General features: G+C 70.5%; 21 protein-coding genes. 3 read left to right on the plus strand and 18 right to left on the minus strand.

What is annotated here, in order from left to right; all coding sequences use genetic code 11:
- Positions 1 to 51: 51 nt before the first annotated feature.
- The gene (locus QCN29_RS37145; protein WP_398859606.1) at positions 52 to 225 is read right to left on the minus strand and encodes an HNH endonuclease signature motif containing protein; all 174 of its coding nucleotides are present in this window, start codon (positions 223 to 225) and stop codon (positions 52 to 54) included.
- Complete coding sequence (ltrA, locus tag QCN29_RS20710; RefSeq protein ID WP_318036723.1) at positions 185 to 1,849, minus strand: group II intron reverse transcriptase/maturase; 1,665 nt, start codon at positions 1,847 to 1,849, stop codon at positions 185 to 187. Before ltrA ends, QCN29_RS37145 begins: the two co-directional genes overlap by 41 nt.
- A gap of 795 nt (positions 1,850 to 2,644) precedes the next feature.
- Between ltrA and QCN29_RS20715 the strand changes: the two genes are divergently transcribed.
- The 3 genes from QCN29_RS20715 (at position 2,645) to QCN29_RS20725 (ending at position 3,231) form a co-directional block, all read left to right on the plus strand.
- Entirely contained in the window at positions 2,645 to 2,812 is a 168-nt protein-coding gene (locus tag QCN29_RS20715) for a hypothetical protein (protein WP_279929914.1), read from the plus strand.
- Positions 2,813 to 2,884: 72 nt separating this feature from the next.
- Positions 2,885 to 3,088 carry a hypothetical protein gene (locus QCN29_RS20720; RefSeq protein WP_279929916.1) on the plus strand — a complete coding sequence of 68 codons (204 nt, stop codon included), beginning with the start codon at positions 2,885 to 2,887 and terminating at the stop codon, positions 3,086 to 3,088.
- Between the two features lie 2 nt (positions 3,089 to 3,090).
- Positions 3,091 to 3,231, plus strand: coding sequence for a hypothetical protein (locus QCN29_RS20725; RefSeq protein ID WP_279929918.1), 141 nt, complete (start codon positions 3,091 to 3,093; stop codon positions 3,229 to 3,231).
- 250 nt (positions 3,232 to 3,481) lie between these two features.
- Here QCN29_RS20725 and QCN29_RS20730 read toward each other — a convergent pair whose 3' ends face one another.
- The 16 genes from QCN29_RS20730 to QCN29_RS20805 all read right to left on the minus strand — a co-directional run bounded on the left by QCN29_RS20730 (position 3,482) and on the right by QCN29_RS20805 (position 19,691).
- Positions 3,482 to 4,726 (minus strand): protein-glutamine gamma-glutamyltransferase, encoded by a 1,245-nt coding sequence (locus tag QCN29_RS20730; protein ID WP_279929919.1) that lies wholly within the window; start codon positions 4,724 to 4,726, stop codon positions 3,482 to 3,484.
- A gap of 288 nt (positions 4,727 to 5,014) precedes the next feature.
- The gene (locus QCN29_RS20735; RefSeq protein WP_279929922.1) at positions 5,015 to 5,494 is read right to left on the minus strand and encodes a hypothetical protein; all 480 of its coding nucleotides are present in this window, start codon (positions 5,492 to 5,494) and stop codon (positions 5,015 to 5,017) included.
- A gap of 1,259 nt (positions 5,495 to 6,753) precedes the next feature.
- A complete protein-coding gene (locus tag QCN29_RS20740) occupies positions 6,754 to 7,959 on the minus strand; it encodes a cytochrome P450 family protein (protein ID WP_279929923.1) in 1,206 nt (401 codons plus the stop codon).
- 60 nt (positions 7,960 to 8,019) lie between these two features.
- On the minus strand, positions 8,020 to 8,838 hold the full coding sequence (locus QCN29_RS20745; RefSeq protein WP_279929924.1) for a carboxymuconolactone decarboxylase family protein: 819 nt from the start codon (positions 8,836 to 8,838) through the stop codon (positions 8,020 to 8,022).
- Between the two features lie 47 nt (positions 8,839 to 8,885).
- On the minus strand, positions 8,886 to 9,725 hold the full coding sequence (locus QCN29_RS20750; RefSeq protein ID WP_279929926.1) for a class I SAM-dependent methyltransferase: 840 nt from the start codon (positions 9,723 to 9,725) through the stop codon (positions 8,886 to 8,888).
- Positions 9,719 to 10,489, minus strand: a complete 771-nt coding sequence (locus QCN29_RS20755; RefSeq protein ID WP_279929928.1) for an alpha/beta fold hydrolase — start codon at positions 10,487 to 10,489, stop codon at positions 9,719 to 9,721. The genes QCN29_RS20750 and QCN29_RS20755 overlap by 7 nt, the downstream gene beginning before the upstream one ends.
- Positions 10,486 to 11,118, minus strand: a complete 633-nt coding sequence (locus tag QCN29_RS20760; protein ID WP_279929929.1) for a substrate-binding domain-containing protein — start codon at positions 11,116 to 11,118, stop codon at positions 10,486 to 10,488. The genes QCN29_RS20755 and QCN29_RS20760 overlap by 4 nt, the downstream gene beginning before the upstream one ends.
- Before the next feature lie 3 nt (positions 11,119 to 11,121).
- A complete protein-coding gene (locus tag QCN29_RS20765) occupies positions 11,122 to 12,012 on the minus strand; it encodes a DUF6182 family protein (RefSeq protein WP_279929931.1) in 891 nt (296 codons plus the stop codon).
- Positions 12,009 to 13,145, minus strand: coding sequence for a hypothetical protein (locus tag QCN29_RS20770; RefSeq protein ID WP_279929933.1), 1,137 nt, complete (start codon positions 13,143 to 13,145; stop codon positions 12,009 to 12,011). Before QCN29_RS20770 ends, QCN29_RS20765 begins: the two co-directional genes overlap by 4 nt.
- The gene (locus tag QCN29_RS20775) at positions 13,142 to 14,548 is read right to left on the minus strand and encodes an NAD(P)/FAD-dependent oxidoreductase (protein WP_279929934.1); all 1,407 of its coding nucleotides are present in this window, start codon (positions 14,546 to 14,548) and stop codon (positions 13,142 to 13,144) included. Before QCN29_RS20775 ends, QCN29_RS20770 begins: the two co-directional genes overlap by 4 nt.
- Before the next feature lie 2 nt (positions 14,549 to 14,550).
- Positions 14,551 to 15,405, minus strand: a complete 855-nt coding sequence (locus QCN29_RS20780) for a class I SAM-dependent methyltransferase (protein WP_279929937.1) — start codon at positions 15,403 to 15,405, stop codon at positions 14,551 to 14,553.
- Positions 15,406 to 15,560: 155 nt separating this feature from the next.
- On the minus strand, positions 15,561 to 17,243 hold the full coding sequence (locus tag QCN29_RS20785; protein ID WP_279929939.1) for a GH3 auxin-responsive promoter family protein: 1,683 nt from the start codon (positions 17,241 to 17,243) through the stop codon (positions 15,561 to 15,563).
- Entirely contained in the window at positions 17,240 to 17,872 is a 633-nt protein-coding gene (locus tag QCN29_RS20790) for a nucleoside/nucleotide kinase family protein (RefSeq protein WP_279929940.1), read from the minus strand. Before QCN29_RS20790 ends, QCN29_RS20785 begins: the two co-directional genes overlap by 4 nt.
- Complete coding sequence (locus tag QCN29_RS20795) at positions 17,869 to 18,546, minus strand: HAD family hydrolase (protein ID WP_279929941.1); 678 nt, start codon at positions 18,544 to 18,546, stop codon at positions 17,869 to 17,871. Before QCN29_RS20795 ends, QCN29_RS20790 begins: the two co-directional genes overlap by 4 nt.
- A gap of 59 nt (positions 18,547 to 18,605) precedes the next feature.
- Positions 18,606 to 19,430, minus strand: a complete 825-nt coding sequence (locus QCN29_RS20800) for an AfsA-related hotdog domain-containing protein (protein ID WP_279929942.1) — start codon at positions 19,428 to 19,430, stop codon at positions 18,606 to 18,608.
- Between the two features lie 42 nt (positions 19,431 to 19,472).
- Complete coding sequence (locus QCN29_RS20805) at positions 19,473 to 19,691, minus strand: tautomerase family protein (RefSeq protein WP_279929943.1); 219 nt, start codon at positions 19,689 to 19,691, stop codon at positions 19,473 to 19,475.
- Positions 19,692 to 19,712 lie beyond the last annotated feature (21 nt).

A 19,712-nucleotide genomic window follows, 5' to 3' on the forward strand; every position in this document is an offset into this window, starting at 1 on the left:
TGCGCTCCGGCCCCCTCAGAACCGTGCGTGCCACTCGTCGCGGCACACGGCTCAAGCAAGCCGTGACGGCTTCGGTGAAGTGTCCCGTGCCGTTTGGCTCGGGACTGTGGCAGCTCTGCCCGCCTGTTCGGTGGCATGGAGACGCCGGTGACAGTGATCGTGAACGAGGCGGAGGTTGGTTCGCTCATCGCCGCCACCGTGCCGTTTTGAAGATGAGGAAGTGATGCGTGTGCAGCGTCCTCCTCATTGCGTCGAACCAGGCGATCCATTCTCGGACGTTGCCCGGTTCATACTCAGCGCCCCCGATGAGGGGCTGATCGCACAGAGGGCACAGGCCCTTCTGCTTCGCCGCGAGTGCCAGTTCGCTCTTGTTGAGCGGTGGCAGCGGTCTGCGCCGTCGGCGCTCGGCCCAGTAGGAAGCCAGGGCAGGATCATCCGGAGACGACCAACCCTTGACCGCCGCATGGCGGACGATCTTCGTCCAGGAGAACTTGACCAGGAAGACGCCGCTGGCGCGGTGCCCGAACACCCAGTTGTCCTTCCGGTGCGGATTGAACCTTCCGAAGTACCTCCCGCTGACCCAGACGCGCCCCTTACACGGGTGCTGCCGCACCGCCCACCGCCACAACAACCGAAAGGCGTGGTTGTCGAGGTCAGTGAACGTCTCCGCAGAGACCGCGTGCCGGTAGTACCCCGACCAGCCCCGGACGATGGGGGCGAGCCGACGGATCACCGATAGGGCGTCTGTGCCGTGAAGGTTCCTGACTTCTTCGGTCAGGCGGCTCCGGATCCTCTTGACAGCATCCTTGCTCGGCTTGATCAGTAGTACGCCGTTGCGGTAGCGCCGGATGGTGAACCCCAAGAAGTCGAACCCGGTGTCCACGTGGACGACCTTCGTCTTCTCCTCGTTCAGGGACAAGCCCCGGGGAGCCAGCCATTCGACGAGCCGTTGCCGTACCGCTGTTGCCTCTTCCTTCGACGCGCAGAGCGCGACGAAGTCATCGGCGTACCGAACCAGTGCGGGAGAGCTTTCCCGCACCATGGCCTTCCCGGCGTGAACGCCGGTTGAGGGCACGGGGCGGTAGTGCACTCCGGCTGCTGCCTCGATCCCGTGCAGCGCGATGTTCATCAGCAGAGGGCTGATCACGCCCCCTTGAGGAGTACCCTCCTCGGTGGCCGCGAACTTTCCGCGATCGACCACGCCAGCCTTCAACCACTGTCGGATCAGCCCCTTCGCAGGGAAGTCTCCGACAGCCTCCATCAGGTAGTCGTGGTTGATGCGATCGAATGCCGCCGACAGATCCGCGTCGAGGATCCACACGCGTCTGGCCTTGCGCGCCAGCGTCGAGTAGATCGTCTCGATCGCGTCATGTGCCGACCGACCCGGTCTGAACCCATAGGAACGGGGCTCGAACCGGGCCTCCCACTCGGGCTCCAGCGCGTTCTTCACACGGGCCTGGAGCACCCGGTCACGGATGACCGGGATGCCGAGCGGTCGCTGCTTCCCATTCGCCTTCGGGACGTACACCCGCTTGACCGGCTGGGCTCTCCAGGGAGTGGCCTCGGTGTGGACCTTGGCCGCCAGCTGCATCCGCTTGCGCGGGTTCAGCGCGGTTTCCCCGTCCAGTCCTGCCGTCTTGCGGCCGCCGCTCTGCTGCGTGACTCGCCTGGTCGCGACCAGAGTGTTCGAGTACGAGCGCAGCATGAGCTTTTGCAGGTTGCGTACCTGCTTGGTGTCACCCTTCTGCGAAGCCACGAAGATCCGCTGCCTCAAGCGCCGTACCTTCGCCTCGTGCTTGGCCCAGTCGATGCCGTGCCAGCCGAGGGTCTCGTCCTCGGGTCCGTTCACCGCAGAAGCTCCCTCCGGAGCCACGGCAGTTCTAACCGCCACGCTCATCCGGTGCCTCCCAGCGTCTAACTTGTCCTTCGGTTCTTGCGCTCTCGCTGCGGTGACCTCGTCGGCTCACCTGACCCACGTCAGCACCCTTTCGGGTGACGGACCTCTGCCCCCTTGGATCCCCCACGCCACCCGAACGGGTGATGAAGAGGTCGGTGGCAGTCGCCTATCCGGCAGCTTATACATTCCCGAGCGGCGGGGATCCGCGATATCGAGGACGCGTTCACCTGGGCTTTCGCCCCACCGGCATTCGCTTCTTGGGTCATCCTGTCCCGCTACGGAATTGAACCTTTCTCACGATTGGCCTACCCGGCATAATTCGCCCGGACCGTAACGGGGTTTCCACGTTCCGCACGTTCAACGCGCGGCTGGGTTGGGCGCCCTCTTTCCTCCGGGGACGGCGGTGTTCTCCGGCGCGGTAGCAGCACCGTGCCGCGCCTGCGCCACCAGGCCGTACGGCCTGTCTGCGCTGGTCCCTGCACCCTCCTGGCGCGCCGCCAGCGTGAGGGCTCTGGATTACGAAGTGTCAGCGAGGGTTCATTCGCATTCGCCCGTCCAGCCATTTCCCTTGCCCGTAACCCCTGATGGCGCGGGGGCCCTTCGGCGTTCCTCTGGGCTCCACACCCCGCCGTTGCCAGCGGCGCATGCCAGAGTGGGAACAGACTTGAACACGAGTCGGGGACCAGCATCGTCAGAACCATTTATCCAACTCCCCTCGATGCCAGTCCAGTTAAAACGTGCGACTTCGTGTCGCACCTGCTCATCCAGACGGTATTCCGGCCGTGGCTCGGCGAGGAGTACCGAGTCGGCGAGGTCGCGACCGCGGAGGTGGAACCGCTTGAGGTGCCGGCTCGCCACCGTCACCAGTTGCCGCAGCGCGTACGCGGACTCGCAGTCGGCGTGCTCATCGGGTAAGGCGGTGAGGTAGTCGGCCAGCAGCAGCGCGCCGAACTCGCCGATCAGTCGCGCCAGCTCGGGGCCGTCGGCGTGGAACTGCGCGAGCGCGGCCTGCTCTTCCTCGCTGCCCTAATCCCGCCGGACCAGCTCCACGCCGCCCGCGACCGCCGGCCCTCCGAGGACTCCTACCTGTTCCACAGGCCCCCTCCACGGGCCCGCTTCATCGCCGACGGCCTGGAAGTCCTCCAGGCTGCCCCGGCCCCGTGCCCTACGACCTCGTACTGGAGCGGTTAGGGATGTGCGTCGTCGTCTTCGACGCCGACCGTGACCAGGTCCCCGTGTTCACCGTGTTTGGCCGGGTCGGGGTCGGCGAGGCCGCCAACCCCGACGCGATCGCCGACCTCATCGACGTCTGGGAGAACGGCGGCCCCCGATGACCACCACCGCCCACGCGCAGTGCGTCGTCCCGCAGCGGTACGACCGGGCCCTGCGCTACCGCCTCAGGCCGATCCGGCTCATCAACTGACGGCCTGCGGGCCTCGGGGCGGGTTCGCCGGCCTCCTGGGCGGCGGTCCGGGAGGCCGGCGCCCAGGAGGGGCGGCGGTCCGGGAGCGGTTTACGATCGGTGGCCGTAGGTCTGCCCGCCTTGCTCGGCGACAGCGGCTCGATCCGCTCCCACAGGTTCCGTCACCGCCAGCCTTGCTCCACCTTGGCGGGGGCAGTGCTCCAGCTCTTGGGTATGAACGTGATCACGTAGGTTCCGCGGTCGAAGTCGCTGTACCCGGCGGACCAGTTCCGGAACTTGCTCTCGTATACGCGCATGGGGCCCACGTCGCTGTTGGGCGCGTGATAGTGATTGGCGTGAGTCCATATGGTCTTGTCGGCATCGGCCTCGGTTTGCGCCCCGAACCAACCGTAGTCGAAGTTGACCCATCGTTCGCCGGGCTTGGCAGGACTGCGCGAAATGTTCCTGTCCTTCGACATGTCGACCAGGCCCGTGTCCTGGTCGGGGCGGAAAGCGTCCGGGTCGCCGTACTTCCTCTTTTCAGATGAGCTCCACCAGTCCTGCCCGCTCCAGAAGTGCTTCGAGTAGATCACCGCCTTCATCTTGGACGGGTCGTAGTTGCCTCCGTCCCTTTCCTTGAAGGACGGTGTGTTCCTCAAAGCCGAGTAGAAATTCGAGCGGCTGTCCTCGTAGAGCAGAGCGTCATTTTTGTTCGCGAGCTCTCTCTTGAGGTTCTCGATATAGGTTGCCTCGTCGTGGGAGTTTTCCAGGGACTTGTTCATGATGGACGCCACATCGCGCGCCCGCTTGAAACCCTTCCTCTCGTCGAAGCTGTCCTTGGCGATGCGTCCCTCGAACTCCGCCTGTGTTTCGTTGGGGCGGGGCCTGGTGTTCTTGAGGTCGTTCTCGTACTTGTTCTCGTCGAAGAACGCGAAGGCAAGTCTGTTCGTCGGGTAGGGGCCCGAATTGACCCAGGTGATGCCTACGCAACCGTAGGACAGCTTCTCGCGCTGCTCTTCGGTCATCTGCTGCTTCCTGCCGTCGCGATGACTGTAGACCTGCTGCCACTTGCGTATGTAGTTGTTGACGACCGTACTGGCCCTGCCTCCGTAGGCTCGGTACGCGTCAGGCATCCTGTCGAGCGGCTCGGCGGGAGGGGTTTCCCTGCCGGCGTCCCGGGAGAACGCGCCGGTGCTGGGCGACAAGTCTGCCGGGGACTTGCCGGGCCGACTCAGAGACAGAGCTCTTTCGTTTAGTGCGTTGATGTTCTTGACGTCTTCCGCCGTCAGGCCATGCGTTTCGGCATAGGACCCCTTCTTTTCCTTGGCGCCGCTGCTGTCGGCCCCGCTGGCCGACGGCATGAATCCGGTGGTGCACACGACCGCACCCAAAGCAGCGACGGCGAGAAAGCTCTGACGTTTGCTCATGAAAATCGATGACTCCCTTGTGGTGAAACTCATGAAACGGGGGCATGCGAGGGGCACGACCCGATGGAGGGGTTCGGCGAGCTGTCGCTCAGGGCCTTGGACGCACGTCCTGCGTCGGTTGCCCCGAAGGCGGGAGGGGCGGCGCCGCGAGGAGGAAGGAGATGCGATGGACGCGGGAGAAGGCGGCGGCGGTGCGGTTGTGGCATGTCGTCACAGTGGTGGCCGCCGGGCGGCTGAGCACGACTCGGTGTCCGACCACCGGGGCCGGTCGCCCGGGGGAGCGGCCCGCTACATCAAGGTCGTCGCCGTGGCGACGACGCGGGCCCGGTCTGGGCGATCGGGGTCGCCGTAGCGGACCTCGACACATGGGTGGGAGCGGATGAGTCCGGTGTCGACCAGGCGGACCTGGCTGGGGTGATCGACCGTGCGCACGACGATGTCCGAGTCGGGGAAGAAGCCGTACTCACCCGTGGCCGGGGCGTAGACGAAGAACTTGTGGCCCTCGAACTCCTGCTGCATGACGTCGTCCGTCAGGACCAGAGACCGGAAGCCCGCACAGTGGCCCGCGGGGCACATCGACCGGAAGTCGGATTGCAGGCCGTCGAGTTCCATCCAGCGGAAGGGGGTGTTGTCTTCCGCGTTGATCGTGGCGGCGATCGTGGCGGCGGTTTCCGGGGTGGCCGCCTGGGCTCCCTGAGTGAGAGGCAGGGCGAGGGCCGCGGTCACAGCGACGCCAGCGATGGCGCGGAGAGCGGTTCGACGTATCACGTCTCGGCTCCTGGGTGAGTGATCAGCTTGTTACGATTGGTGATCATGTCTGTGTGCTGATTCCCCGGCAACACCATGGCTTCAAAATCAGCCACTCTGGTACGAAGAGCGATATCTAGCCGTTTATCCGAACCGGTCGAAAGGGGAGGTGGCACGATGCGGCAGCGTTTTTTCCGCTCCAGACGTGTGGTTCGTGGCGATGCCGGTGCCGATGTGGTCGGGAGTCCCGCAGCGCGGACGATGACGTCGTCGCCGACCGGTACGAGAAGCGAGCCTCCGCCAACTCGAAATCGCAGGTCAAAGAGTTGGTATGAGTCCGCGGGACAGGTCCTGTGTGTTGCGGTCGGTGCCGGGCCGAAGTGTGTTCGACGAGATCATCTCGTGCAGAGAATCCTGTGTGCAGCGGTCACCTACCGAAGCGGCGGCCGGTGACGCACCGGATCACGCCGTTCTCTGAGCTCGTATCGCGATCATGAGTTGTGTTGTTCGAGCTGTCTCCAGTAGATGAGGCCGCACGGGGGAGGAAGACGCGGGCGTCGTGGAGTGCGGTGTGGCGTTCCCGGCGGGCGGCGAGGAGGTCGAACCGGCGAGGGAGGGCGACGGCTCTGCTTGACGACGTGGCGGAGCTTGCCCGGGCCTCCTCGATGTTCGGGGTGCCCCTGCGGGAGATGACCGGGAAGATCCGGTGCCTCCGCAGTCCGCGGCACGTTGGGGTCGGAGACGTAGCCGAAGGTCGCAGGCCTCACCGCGTGAGGCTTGCGGGTGCCTGACGGTCTTGCCCACGGCATGGCGGCGTGCCTCCCCACCGCGGGGCGTACCGCACCACCCGCACGGCCGTCCCAGCGCACTGGACCGCCAGGACCGCGACGCATTCGCGGTCCCCGGCGTGCACACCATCGTGTCCCGCCGACGTCATCACGACATCCAGCAGCCCCCCGGGCCAGTACGCCCCGCAGGCAATCATGGGCGGTTTCAAGGAAGGGAACAGCGGCAAGGACTACTGGCGGATCGCGGGCTCACCCGTCCTTCAGCGGGCACTGCCCAACTCCTACTGGGAAGACCTTGGCCTGCGCATGCTCAAGCCGACCTGGCAACGGTTGAGATCAGCTCGGTGAACCGCCGGATGCGGGCCCGCGTGTCCGGTGGTGTGAGAGGAGGGCCGGGCGATCCGGCCCTCTTACTCGATCATGCGGACCCCGTTCCAGCCGACGGATTCCGTCATCGAGTCGCGGGCACGTTGACGTGGTCGCACAACCGGGCTACGCGCGCACCCAGCGGACGGGGAGCTTCCGGGGGCCTCGGACGAGCAGGCCGTGGCGCCAGGGCAGGGTCGTGGGGACCGTGTCCAGGGTGAGGCCGGGGCAGCACCTGAGCAGCGCGGTGATGGCGGAGGCGGCCTGAAGACGGGCAAGGGGGGCGCCCAGACAGTAGTGGACGCCGTGCCCGAACGCGAGGTGCCCGCCCGTGGCGCGGCGGATGTCGAAGCGGTCCGGGTCGGCGAAGCGGGCGGGGTCCCGGCCGGCGTCGGCGAGCGCGATCAGCACCAGCTCGCCGCCCCCGGGGACGGTCGTACCGGCGATCTCAACCGGCTCGGTCGTGAAGCGGTACGTCGTCGTCTCGACCGGGGTGTCGTAGCGCAGCATCTCCTCCACGGCGTTGTCGATGAGGCTGAAGTCGGCGCACAGGGCGTTGAGTTGGTCGGGGTGACGGAGCAGGGCGAGGACTCCGGAGGCGATGAGGTTGACGGTGGTCTCGAAGCCGGTGACGAGCAGCAGCCAGGCCATGCCGATGAGTTCGTCGGCGGACAGGCGGTCGCCGTCCTCGTCGGTGGTGCGGATGAGGGCGCTGATCAGGTCGTCGCCGGGGCGGCCGCGCTTCTCGTCGGTGGTGGCGACGAGGTACCGGGTCATCGCGGTGGTGGCGGCGGTGCGGGTGTCGCGATCCGGGCTGCTGAGGGCCTGTTCGGCCCAGGTGCGGAAAGAGTCCCGGTCGAGGGAGGGCACGCCGAGGAGTTCGCAGATGATGCCCATCGCGAGGGGGAAGGCGAGCGCCTCGACGAGGTCGGCTCGTGCATCGGGCGAGGCGAGCATGGCGTCGAGGAGTTCGCCGGTCAGGGCCGCTACGCGCGGGGCGAGGGTCGCCACGCGGCGCGGGGTGAACTCCCTGGAGACCAGCCCGCGCAGGCGGGTGTGGTCCGGCGGGTCGGAGCTGAGCAGGTTTTCGCCGGCGGAGAGGCGGGCCAGCGGCAGGTCGGGGGACGCGTGCTGCCAGTTCTTGGACAGGCCGGGGTCGGTGAGGGCGGCCCGGCACGCCTCGTGCCCCACCACGAGCCAGGCCTCCGCGCCCTCGGGCACCCGGACGCGGTGCACGGGACCCTGGGCGCGCAGTGCGGCGTAGACGGGGTGCGGATTCCGGAAGAAGTCCTCGCCGAGGGCCCCGAAGTCCACGGCGACGTCCGTCGTCATGGGAGCGCCTTCCCTTCGTCGGTACGGGATTCACGGTCAGGCAACGGAACACGACGGTTGTCAGTCCACCGACATGTTCCGCTCCTCGAACACGTCCCGGGCCGCCCTGACGGCGTTGAGCACGCGCGGGAATCCGGCGTAAGCGGCCACATGCGTGAGGGTCTCCACGATCTGGGCCGGGGTCAGTCCGACGTTGAGGGCGGCTCCGATGTGCACACGCAGCTGGGGGGCCGTGTCGCCGAGGGCCGTGAGAGCGGCGACGGTGACCAGCTGCTTGCGCCGCGGCGGGAGCCACGGCCGGTGGTAGACGTCGCCGAAAGCGAACTCGACGATGTAACGTCCCAGGTCAGGGGCGATGTCCTGCAGAGATGCGATGACGTCCGGGCCGTGCTGCCCGTCGATCTCGACCAACTTGTCGGCGCCCCGCTGGTAGCGGTCCCGGTCGTCGTCCATGACCGGCGGCTCGATCGTGACGCCGTGGTCGGCGAAGGCGGCACGGGCCACGCCGATCGCGTTGAGCACGCGGGGGAAGCCCGTGAAGGGGACGAGGTGGATGAGCGCCTCGACGACCTCCACCGGGGTGACACCGACCTGGAGGGCCGCGTCGATGTGGAAGTTCAGCTGGGCTGCGGTGTCCCCGAGGGCGGCGAGCGCGCCGACCGTGACCAGTTCGCGCTCCGGCAGGTCGAGACCGGCGCGGTCGTAGAGGTCGGCGTAGGCCCACTCGACGACGAAGCGGCCGAGGTCCGGAGCGATGTCCGCCAGCGAGTCGACGACGGCGGCGCCACGCGTGCCGGAGATCTCGCCGAGGATGGCGAGGCCGCGCTCGAACCGGGTGCCGCTCTGACCTGCCGAGGAATTCCTTATCGATTCATTCATGTTGCACCAGATTAGTAGTTGGAGTGCACACCAAACAATGTGAGAACTCAGACGGTCCCGACGGCGATGGCATTGCCTTCGCTGATGTATCCGTCCGGATGCCGCAACGGGTTCGCCGGGTCGTCCGGGTCGAGGAAGGGCGCCCAGTCGCCCGGAATCCCGAGACTCCGCGCCTGTCGCGCGAAACGCGCGCACGCGCTGCCGTAGAACCGCAGGGCAGCCGGGGGCAGCGGAGCGTGGTGCTCCATGAGGATCGTGCGCTGCCGCACCGATCGCAGACCGGCTTCGCGCAGCCACCGGTACAGGTCCCGGCCGCGCAGCAGCTGCCGGGCGTACCCCGGCGCTACGGCGGACGCCCGGAAGAAGTCCGTGATCAGGAACGGGTCCGCCGGGCGTACGGTGCTCAGCGTGCCGTCGACGTCCTTGACGGCGACGAGCCCGCCGGGCCGGGTGACCCGGCGGAACTCAGCGAGCGCGCACGCGAGTTCGGCGTCGTCGAGGTACTGGGTGGTGTTCGCGCACCATACGGCGTCGAACGTGTCGTCCGGGTAGGGCAGGTGGAGCACACTGCCCTGCCGCACATCCAGCCGTGCCCGGGCCGGGTGGTCCCGCATCCGCTCGGCGGCGCGTTCGGCGTTCTCCTCGGCCAGGTCGAGCGCCGAGATGCGGCCCTGTTCGCCGACGAGTTCCGCGAGCCGGGGCAGGAAGGCGCCGCTTCCGCAGCCCGCGTCCAGCACATGCCGGCGGTTGCGGATGCCGACGCCCTCCAGGGCGTCCAGGTAGGCCTCGGCACAGGCCTCGAAGTGGGGGTCGACGATCTCCTCGTGTGTGAAGGCCAGGCCGGTGGAGGTCGTGTAGCCGAGGGCGGCGTGATCTTCCGTCAGCATGGGCGCGCCTGCACCGTGGACGCCGTCAGCAGGTCGGCGAGGATCTCCGCGGTCCTCTCCGGCGCCTCCAGCGGGGCGAGGTGGCCGACGCCGGGGAGGGTGACGAGCCGGCCGTTCGGCAGGGCGGCGGCGGTCTCGCGGGCCTCGTCGAGGGCCACGAGTTCGTCCTCCTCGCCCTGGACGACCACGGCGGGTACGTCCGTGGCGCGCAGGGCGGCCAGGGAGTCCGCGCGGGCGGCGATGGCCCGCTGCGCCCACGCGACGGAGTGCGGTGCGGCCGCCTGGGCCAGGTCCGTCACCCGGGTCAGCAGCCGGGGCCGCTGCGCGCGGGTGGTGGCGCCGAGCAGGGAGGCAGCGGTGTCCGTGACGATCCTGGCGCGCAGGGAGTCGTCGAGGATCAGGTGGGCGAAGCGCAGGCGCGCAGCGGCGGCCCGAGGTGTGTCGGCCGTGCCCCGGGCCGCGAACAGGGCCAGTGCCCGGACGCGGTGCGGATGGCGCCGCAGGAACGACATCGCCGTATAGCCGCCCATCGAACAGCCGGCGAGGGCCACCGTGTCCAGGCCGCGGCGGTCGAGTTCACGGGCCAGGTCGTCGGCGACGAGGTCGAGGGAGGGGGCGTCGCCGGCCGGGAGCGGGGTGCCGCCGAAACCGCGCTGGTCGACGGGGAGGACGTCGTGGCCGCGGGCGCGCAGGGCGCGGGCGGTCTCGTCCCACATGGACGACTCGAGGGGCAGGGCGTGCAGGAGGACGACGGGGCTGCTCATCGCCGGGCCGCCCTTTCCGCGTCGGTCATGAACTGCCGTACGCATTCGGATAGTTCGACGTCCCGCAGCCACGCGAAGGCGACCGGGGAGGAGGGCAGGTCGGGCACCGGGATCACCCTGATGTCCGGGGGCAGGACCGCGTCGAGGGACTGGAAGGACACGTGCGTCGCCAGGCTGCTGCGGAGCCGGTCCACCAGGGCGGGGACGGTCGTCATGGTGTGGGTGCGGCGGATGGCCCGGCCCCGCGGGGTGTGCGGGGGTACGACGAGGTCCCAGACGTTCGCCGGGAAGTCGCCGGGGCAGCGGAAGCCGTCGTAGTCGGCGACATCCTCGATGGAGACCGACTCCCGGGCGGCCAGGGGGTGGTGGGCGCCGACCAGTACGGCGCGGCCGTCCCAGCCGACCGGGTCGCCGACCGCGATGTCCGGCTCGAGCGGGTCGTATTTCACGATCATGATGTCCGTCGCTCCGGCGCGCAGCGGGGCGAACGGCTCGGCAACCTCGTAGGGGACGTACTGCACCGCCGTCTCCGGGTGGCCGGCGGCGGCCACGATGCGGGAGGCGAGGTGCGGGGAGCCGTGGACGCCGAGGCGGATGGCTCCACGGGCGGTGGGCGTGCGGGTGGTCATGGGTCAGACCTCCGTGGTCAGTCCGGCGTAGGCCTGGAGCTGGTCCGGGCGGTGGACGTCGGTGTCGACGCGGAGCATGGCGAACGGAGCGGCGAGGCCGGTCAGCCGGGGCACGAACCGCAGAGTCAGACGGTCGCCGGGGGCGATCAGGCCGTCCAGGACGGCCTCGGCGAGCAGGTGGTTGATGTGGATGAGCGCGTCGGCGACGGTCACCTTGGCGGTGGCGATGTACAGGTCGCGGTGGGCGACGCGGCGGGGGCGCGCGGTATCGGCATCCGGGACGGTCACGGTGGCCGCCGGTCGCGCGGGCAGCTCCTGTCCGGCCTCGAAGGTCTTGAGGAGGCGGCGCAGAGTGGCCGTGGCCGCGCCCGGCGCCGGACCGGACCAGGCCATCGAGCCGTCGCCCGCGACATGGTCGAAGGTGAACCGCTCGCGCAGGTTGGCCGGACTGCCCGCCAGATGGACGGTACGGGTGAAGGAACGGCGCCAGGCGTCGCGGGCCTCCGGCGCCAGGGCGAGCGCGAAGGCACAGGTCTCGCGCACCCAGCTGGGCAGGTCGAGGCGGCCCACGACGACCACGGCCAGCACCTGGCTGTCGACGGCCCCGGCGCTGCGGAAGCCGGCCCGCAGGGCGCTCAGGGCCTGGGCGTCGACCAGGTCGAGCCGGTCCGCGAGTTCGGGGCGGGCGTTGCGGACGCGGTCCAGGGCGGAGCGGAGGAGGGCGGCGGCGGAGAAGGGGTGGACAGGGGCGAGGGCCGCGGGTGCTGTGGTGGCGGCTGGAGCCGGGGGAGCCGAGGTGGTTGACGCGGCCGTGGGCGTGGCTGTGGGCGCGAGCGAGGCCGTGGGTTGGGCGACCGTCTGGGCGAGCGCCGTCGGTTCGTGGAAACTGGTCACAGATACACCGCCGACAGGAGTCCGGGATCGGGAGCGGGCCGGCCGCTGCCCAGGAGGGAGCAGGTCAGCCGGTAGGGGTCGACATAGGTGTGGCCCCGCCGGTGCCGGTCGAGGGCGTCGAGCAGATCGCCCGTGCCGCCCGTGACGGCGGCCCGGGAGCGCTTCAGGAGCCGGGCGGCCACGGTCAGGCAGTTGCGCAGCAGGTCGTGACGGAACGACTCGCGCTGACCGGGGCCGAGGGTCGCCACGAAGTACAGGCGCGTGCCGAGCCGCAGCACATCGGTGTCGTCGCCGCATGTCTCGGCGGCCTCGCCGAGCAGCACTCCGGCCGTGTGTCCGCGCCAGCCCCCGTACCGGGCGGAGGTGATCCGCCCGTCGATGGGCACCCGGCCGACGGGCACCCGGCGCACGGTCGGACCGAGCCGGGTCAGGACGCGGTTCAGCAGCTGGTAGTCGGCGTCCAGCTCACGGTCGTAGAGCAGGACGACCTCGTCGTACCAGGGCACGAGCGGGAGCAGCTCCCGCAGGGCGCAGGCGAGGTAGTTGGGGCGGCCGTCGGAGGTGACGATACGGCGTAGGGGCATGCCGTACCGGGTGAGATCGAGGTAGACCGGGCCGCCCCAGGCGCGCTGGTCGAGGACGAGTCCGGCGGCGGAGAGACGCTCGATCATCTCCTCCAGGCCGAGCCCGGGCGGCTGGTGCTCCCGGAGGCCGGGGTCGTGCATGCCGAGCCGCTCGTAGTGCCCGGCCCACAGCTTCAGCAACCGCTCGCTCGCGGGGTGCGTCCAGCCGCTGTGCTCGACGGCGTCCCGGTACGGCCGCAGCACCTCCGCGCTCCGCGGCCGCTCCTCGGCGCGGTGACGGACGTACAGCTCGCCGATCTCCTCCTCGGAGAGCTGCGCGTAGTCGGTCTCACCGTGGGAGCGGTCAAGGTACTCCCAGAAGCCGACGGTCTGCTCGGTGACGTGGTAGGTGGTGTGGCTGTAGCGGTACGTCACCTCGGCGAGGGGGGCCGTGGCCCGGAACATCACGTCCGTCCACAGCAGGCCCTTGAGGTGGCTGGGGGTCAGCGGTTTGGTGGGAGTGACCGTGACCGGGGCCAACAGGACGTTCTTACGCGGCGGCATCATCATGCTCCTTTCCGGACGAGGGCCTGCCGGAGCTCGCTGCGGGTGGGCGGTCGGGCGCCGACGAGGGGGGTCGCCGGGGCGGCTTCCACGCGGGTCAGGAACCCGTCGTCCGCGAAGATCTCGGCGGGGGTGCCCAGGCCCGTCCGGGCTCGGGCGATTCCCCGCCACACGACGGGATCGGTGGCCGCGGCCGTGAGCGCCGCCGCCCACAGGTGCGGGGGTACGGGCGGCGGTGCGGGTGGGCGCTGAGAAGTCGGCGGCATGTCCGTCTCGGCCCGCCATCGCTCGATGCGGGCCCATGAGTCGTGGGCGGCCTGCTCGTACCAGGGGCGGAGCAGTTCGTCGGCGAGGTCGGCGGCGGCGCGGCTCAACTCGTCACTGCCGTAGGGCTGCCGGTCGATCAGTTCCGCGAGGCGGAAGGCGTGGGTGAGGGCCAGGGACAGGCCCCTGCCGAACATCGGGTCGGTGACACAGGCGGCGTCCCCCACCTGGAGAAGGCCCGTCACGGACGGCGTGCCCCGCAGGATGTTCGGGGGCATGCCGATCACCCGCACCGGGCCCAGCGGTGCCGCCGCGGCCTCGTCGACCCATGCGGCCAGATACGGCGAGATCCGGCATGCGGCGGTGAAGGCGGCCGGGTCGCCCAGGGCCGTCGTGGCGTGATCGCCGGGCAGGGTGCCCAGGGTGATGGCGAAGAGGTCGTTGTCCGCCGGGTGCACCACGGCCGAGTAGTGGCCCCAGATGCCGCCGGCCGCGTTGCCCCGGTTGAGCGGGCCGGGTGGCGGGGCATCGGGGTCGCGCAGCCGGTAGAAGCGGCCGAAGGCGCGGAGGCGGGTGGGACCGGTGAGGTCGCGCGGCGCCTTCAGGCCCGCTGCCGCCAGCCAGGAACGGGACGCGGAGCGGCGGCCGGACGCGTCGACGACCAGGTCGGTGGGGATCGTCTCGCCGGTGTCCGCGGCGACACCGGTCACCCGTTGCCCGTGGAGAAGGAGCCCGGTGACCGTCGTGTCGTGGGTGATGGTCACGCCGGGCAGGGCCCGCACGGCGCGGTGGAGGACCAGGTCCAGCACGGAGCGGCGGCAGACCAGGGTGAGGAGGTCCTCGTCGGCGACTTCGCCGGGGGCCGCCGTCCTGAGATCGAGCAACCTGGCCCCCTCTCCCAGCGCCGCGTCCAGTACCCGCGGGGCGTGGCGGCGCAGGGTCCGTACGCCGAGCGCGTTGAGGATGTGGTCGTGCGGGGCCTGCGGGACCGTCGGCCGCTGCCAGACTTCCGCGCTCTTGACGGCCGGTCCGTCCGGGGGCGCCTCGCCCCGCTCCAAGAGCCGTACCCGGTGGCCGCGCGTGCCGAGCGCGAGGGCCAGGGCGAGGCCGGCGGTGCCGCCGCCCGCGATCACGGTGGGCGCCATGGTCAGCGTCGCCGGCCGTGCACGAAGAAGACCCGCCGTACGTCCGCGACGTCGCGCGGCGGCACCGGGTCGGGCCAGCGTCCGTAGTCGGCGTCGGGCTCGCCCGGCTGGACGGCGCGCACGTCGAAGCCGTACTCCGCGAACAGGGCCTCCGGCTCGTCGGTGCCGAACACCCAGGGGCAGCCCCAGCCCGCGAACACATCGAGCAGACCGCGCATGTGCGGGAGCGTCAGGGCTGCGGCGTTGACGATGTCGGCGGCGATCCTGCTGCCGGGCGCGGAGATCGCGGCGACCCGCCCCAGCATGCGGCGGGCGTCTGCCTCGGGGATGTAGTAGAGCAGGCCCTCCAGCAGCCAGGTCGAAGGCGTGGCCGGGTCGTAGCCGGCCGTGGTCAGCCGGTCCTCCCAGTCGTCGCCGGTGAGGTCGACGGCCACCGTGCGGTGGTCGACGCGGGGCTCGACGCCACGTAGCCGCTCGGCCTTGAAGGCGAGCACCGAGGGACGGTCGACCTCGAAGTAGCGGATGTGGGCGGGCCAGTGCAGCCGGTGGGCGCGGGAGTCCATGCCGGCAGGGGCCAGCACGATCTGGGTGGTCTCCGGAGCGCGGGCGGCCTCTTGCAACAGGTCGTCGAGGAAACGGGTGCGGATGGCGTTGTAGTCGGGCGTGCTGGGCAGGGAGCGCGGGCGGTCCGACGGGAAGGTGGCGGCGCGGATCTCGGCCAGCAGGTCCGGGCCGTCGTCCCCGGCGAGTCCGGCGGCGTACGGGTCCTCGTACAGCCGGTCCGGGCGGCGGGTCTCCGCGGCCCGGAGGGCGGCGGTGAGTAGCGCGGTGCGTTCGACCGGGTCGAGTGCGGGCATGGAGGGGGCTCCTTGTCGGGCGGTGGGAGTCGGGCGATCGGCAGCGCCTTGGCCGGGTGGCGCCGTCGCGGGGGGTGCGCGTCGTGTGTGGCTGGTCGGCCCCACGCGGCGGAGCCGCGTACCGGTGCAGCCCCGCGCCCATACGGGTGCGGCGCTCACCCTCCCCCCGCCCCGGTAAGCCGCCGCCACAACGCCTCGTCCTGCCGGAACAGCCGGTCCTTCACCTGGGTCGGCCGGATCCCCGTGCCCACTGCCGTCTGCCAGTCGCGGGTGAACGCCTCGGTGTCCAGCAGCCGTACGGCGGGCCTGCCCAGCTGCCCGGCGGCGCGGGCGTGGCCGTACCCGGCGGACTCGGTCGCCAGGGCGCGGTCGAGTTCGGCGGTGAAGCGGGCGGTCTCGTGCGGGCGCCAGGGGGTGCGGGGCGCGATCGCGAAGACGTAGCGGCGGATGTCGTCGGTCTCCGGCTCCACCCGGCACGCCACGTTGCGCAGCCCGAGTCCGCCGGAGCGCAGGGCGGTGTGCAGGGCCCGTACGACCTGGGCGTCCCGCAGCCGCTCCCCGGCCACGTCGGAGCGCACGCCCCGGCCGGCGTACTCCACCCGCGGCACCCCGCCGACCCGGTCGACGACGCTGACGACGTCACCGACGGCGTACCGGTAGAACCCGCCGACGTGGCTGAATATCACGTGGTAGTCCTGGCCGGCCTCGATCTCGTGCGGCAGCAGGGTCGTGCTGTCGGCGAGGAGGTCCTCGTCGGCGGGCACGAACTCGTACACCGACGCCGACGCGACGAGGCTGCCCGCCGAGCCGTGCCGGTCCAGCGCGACGCCGGTGGGGCCCTCGGAGGCGGCCACCGGCGCGGGCAGCGCGGTGACGTCACCGCCGAACTCCTCGCGCAGCGCGGGGAGATAGAGCGAGGCGACGCCGGTGGTCCAGCAGAACAGCGCGCGGAGCCGGGGCCACACGTGCGCGGGGCGGACGGTCCCGAAGTAGTCGGCGAGTCGCTCCAGCCGGGCCGCCCGCTCGGGGTCGGGCGCGCCGTACGGCAGTCCGCCGAGCGTGCCGTCGCGGACCTCCTTCACGATGCGCGGCCACCACAGGTTCAGCTGGTGCGGCACCGCGGCGATCATCGCAGGGTTGATGCCGATCAGGCAGCGCACCTCGCTCTGCACGGCCAGCCTCAGTCGCAGATAGGCGCGTTCGAGGTGGTCGCCCGGGTCGGTGGGCACGAGCAGGACGGCCCAGGGGGCGCCGGTGCCGGGTTCGGCGGAGAGGGGTTCGCCGAAGCGGGCGCCGAAGTCGACCTGGCTGGCGCCTACATGGGGGCGGCCGTCTCCGGTGGTGGGCAGGGCGGTGAGCGGGTCGTGCTTGAGGTTGAGGACGGCATCGGGCCGCTGGAGCACCTCGGGGAAGTGCTCGATCAGCGGGGCCCAGGCCGCGTAGTAGAACGGCATGAAGGTGGTGCTCATGAAGCGCGGGGTGACGGGCACCTTCTTGTGCGCTCCGGTGCTGCCGCTGCTGGTGAAGTACACCTCGGGCGCGTCGGCGGTGAGCAGACCCCGCTCGCCTGCGGCGGTCCGCTCGATGAGGGGCGCGTGGGCGGCGTAGTCCCGCACCGGGACGGCGGCGCGGAATTCGTCCATCGTGCGGATACGGCCGAACCCGTGCTGCCGGCCGAACTCGGTGCCGGAGTTGAACTCCAGCAGGTCGGCGAGAACCCGCCTTTGAGTGCCCGGCAGGTCGGTGTGCTCGGCGGCGAGCCGCGCGCGTTCGGCGTACACGCGCTCGCGGTAGCGGTCGGCGTGGCCCGGGGTGTGCCAGACGGAGGACGCGTTCACGCGGTGAGCACCTCCCGTACGGCCTCGGCGGCACGGTCGACGCTTGGCTGTTGCGGCAGCACGGTCACCGGCAGGTAGCGCACCTCCTCCAGCAGCAGCTTGCGCAGGTCCCTCTGGTAGCGCTCGAATCCGGCCCGGTCGCCGTCGTCTCCGTCGTACTCGAGAGCGTTGAGTCCGGACCCGTCGCACCGGCGCCGCCAGGCGGCCTCGGGCGAGACGTCGAGGTAGACCACCCGGTCCGGCTGCGGAAACGTCCGCCACCAGTCGTACATCCGGCTGTCCCGGACCCCGGCCATCCGGCACTTCGCGAGGATCTTGTAGTAGTACGAGTCCACGAGCACCGGCACCCGCGGGTCCCGCCCCCGCACCTGGTCCCTGAGGTGTACGACGGCCGTCTGGAGGACGCTGGCCAGGAAGTCCACCGAGTAGGCGACGCCGAGGCCGGGCAGGAGGTGGTCCTGCAGGTCACGGCGGAGCCTGGGGATGAGGGCGTGCTCGGGGGCGACGAAGGCGCTGTCCGTCGACACCAGCCGCCACTCGGGCAGCAGTCCGGCGAGGCGGCCCATCACCGACGACTTTCCGGCCCCGTCGGGACCCAGCAGCACGCAGAACGTGCGCCCGCCCGTCATGCCCGTACACCCAGGGCGCGGTCGGCCAGCCGCTCGCGCAGCTCCGCGTCGTCCCCTACGGCGACGGGGTGGCCCACGAGTTCCAGCATCGGCAGGTCGGAGACGTGGTCGCCGTAGGCCCAGCAGTCACGCGGGTCGATGTCGGGACGCGACTCCAACTGCCGTAGGACGGCGGCGCGTTTGCCCTCGCCGATGACCGGGGTCTCGACCTCGCCGGTATAGCGGCCGTCGGCGACGAGCGGGCGGGTGCACAGGATCGCGTCGGCGCCGACCTCGCGCGCGAGGGGCTCCAGCAGGGACGGGAAGGAGCCGGAGACCAGAACGAGCCCGGCGCCGGCGGCGCGGTGGGCGGCCAGGGCCTCGCGGGTGGAGTCGATGTAGAAGCCTCTGGTGGACACGGTGCGTTCGGTGAACCAGTCGTCGGCGAGCCGCCCGATCGCCTCCACGGACTCGCCGGTGTAGTGGCCGTAGTAGAAGCGGTTGATGTCCGCGCGGGGGGTGCCGTCGGCGGCGCGGCGGCGGATCACGGCCGTGATCCGCTCGTACTCCTCCTCGCCGGCCGCGCCGTGGCGCCGCACCAGCTGGTAGTGGAGGAAGTCGAACATGCTCTTGACGGTGATCAGGGTCTCGTCGACGTCGCTGAAGACGAGGTAGGGGCGGGCCGCATCTGACATGTGGGGGCTCCTTGGTGAGGACGGTTCGGCGGCCCTCCGCACATACGGGCCGCCGTCTGTCACGCCGTACGGACCGCGGCCGGCGTCGGCTGCTGCTCCTCCTGCGCCGCCGCCATAGCCGCCGCGGTGTCCTGGAGCGACCGCCGGGCCGCCCGGGTCTCCTTGGCGTGGGAGACCTGGGTGTCGAAGGCGGTGAACCGGACCTCCATCTCCGCGGTCTGCGATCCACCCTGGAGCACGGCGAGTTCGCAGTGGAACGCCATGCGGGTGCGGTGCGGCGAGCGGTGTGAGACGACGTGGCAGCGGACCGTCGCGGGGAGCGGGAAGAGGAAGTTGCGGTAGCGGGTGGCGAAGGTGTCGATGACGAAGTAGCTGCTGCCGATCGCCTCCCGCGGCAGGTAGTGCTGCTCGGCCACCGCGATGAACATCTGCCGCCCGGCCTCCATGGCCAGCATGCCCTGCATGTGCTGACCGGTGAGGTGGTCGGACATCACCTCGTTGCCGGCGTCCACCAGCAGGTCCGACTCGAACCGGCCGGGGCCGGTCGGACGGGGCCGGGAGATCAGCACGTTCTCCGCCCGGTGCTTGTGCGCGATCTCCCGTCCGGCGCGGGCGTGCAGCGCCCGGTCGTCGATGACGACCCGGTCCGCGAGGCCGCGCCGGTCCAGGGTGTCGCGTACGTACTGGACGTCGAACGCGGACACGCCCTGCCCCAGCGTGACCCGGACCTCGCCGGCGCCGCCCGGGAACGTGCCGTTCCTGACCTCGCGGGCGAGTTGGGAGACCGTCAGGACGCCGTCGTGGTGGGCGAACTCGGCGAAGACGTCGCCCACGAGGAAGAGGGCGTCGAAGTCGGCGTCGGTGAGGCGGGGTACCTCGTGCACGTCAGTGGACCTGTGCGTCTCGGAGGACATCGCTCCCGCCCCTCACTCGGAAAGCCGCCGGCTCAGTTCCGGGAAATCGGGGTCACTGCCGAGGGCGCCGCCCTCCGCCCAGCGGTCGCGCGGCACCTCCTGGACATAGACGGTGATCTTGTCCAGGGGTGCTCCCGTGACGCGCCGGACGGTCCGGGTCAGCTCCTCCATGAGTTCCCGAGCCTGGGCGTCGTCCTGACCGTCCCAGGTGGTGACGGAGATGATGGGCATGGGACCTCTCCTGTGCTTGCT

The organism is Streptomyces chengmaiensis (genome assembly GCF_029846775.1).
GTDB lineage: Bacteria > Actinomycetota > Actinomycetes > Streptomycetales > Streptomycetaceae > Streptomyces > Streptomyces chengmaiensis.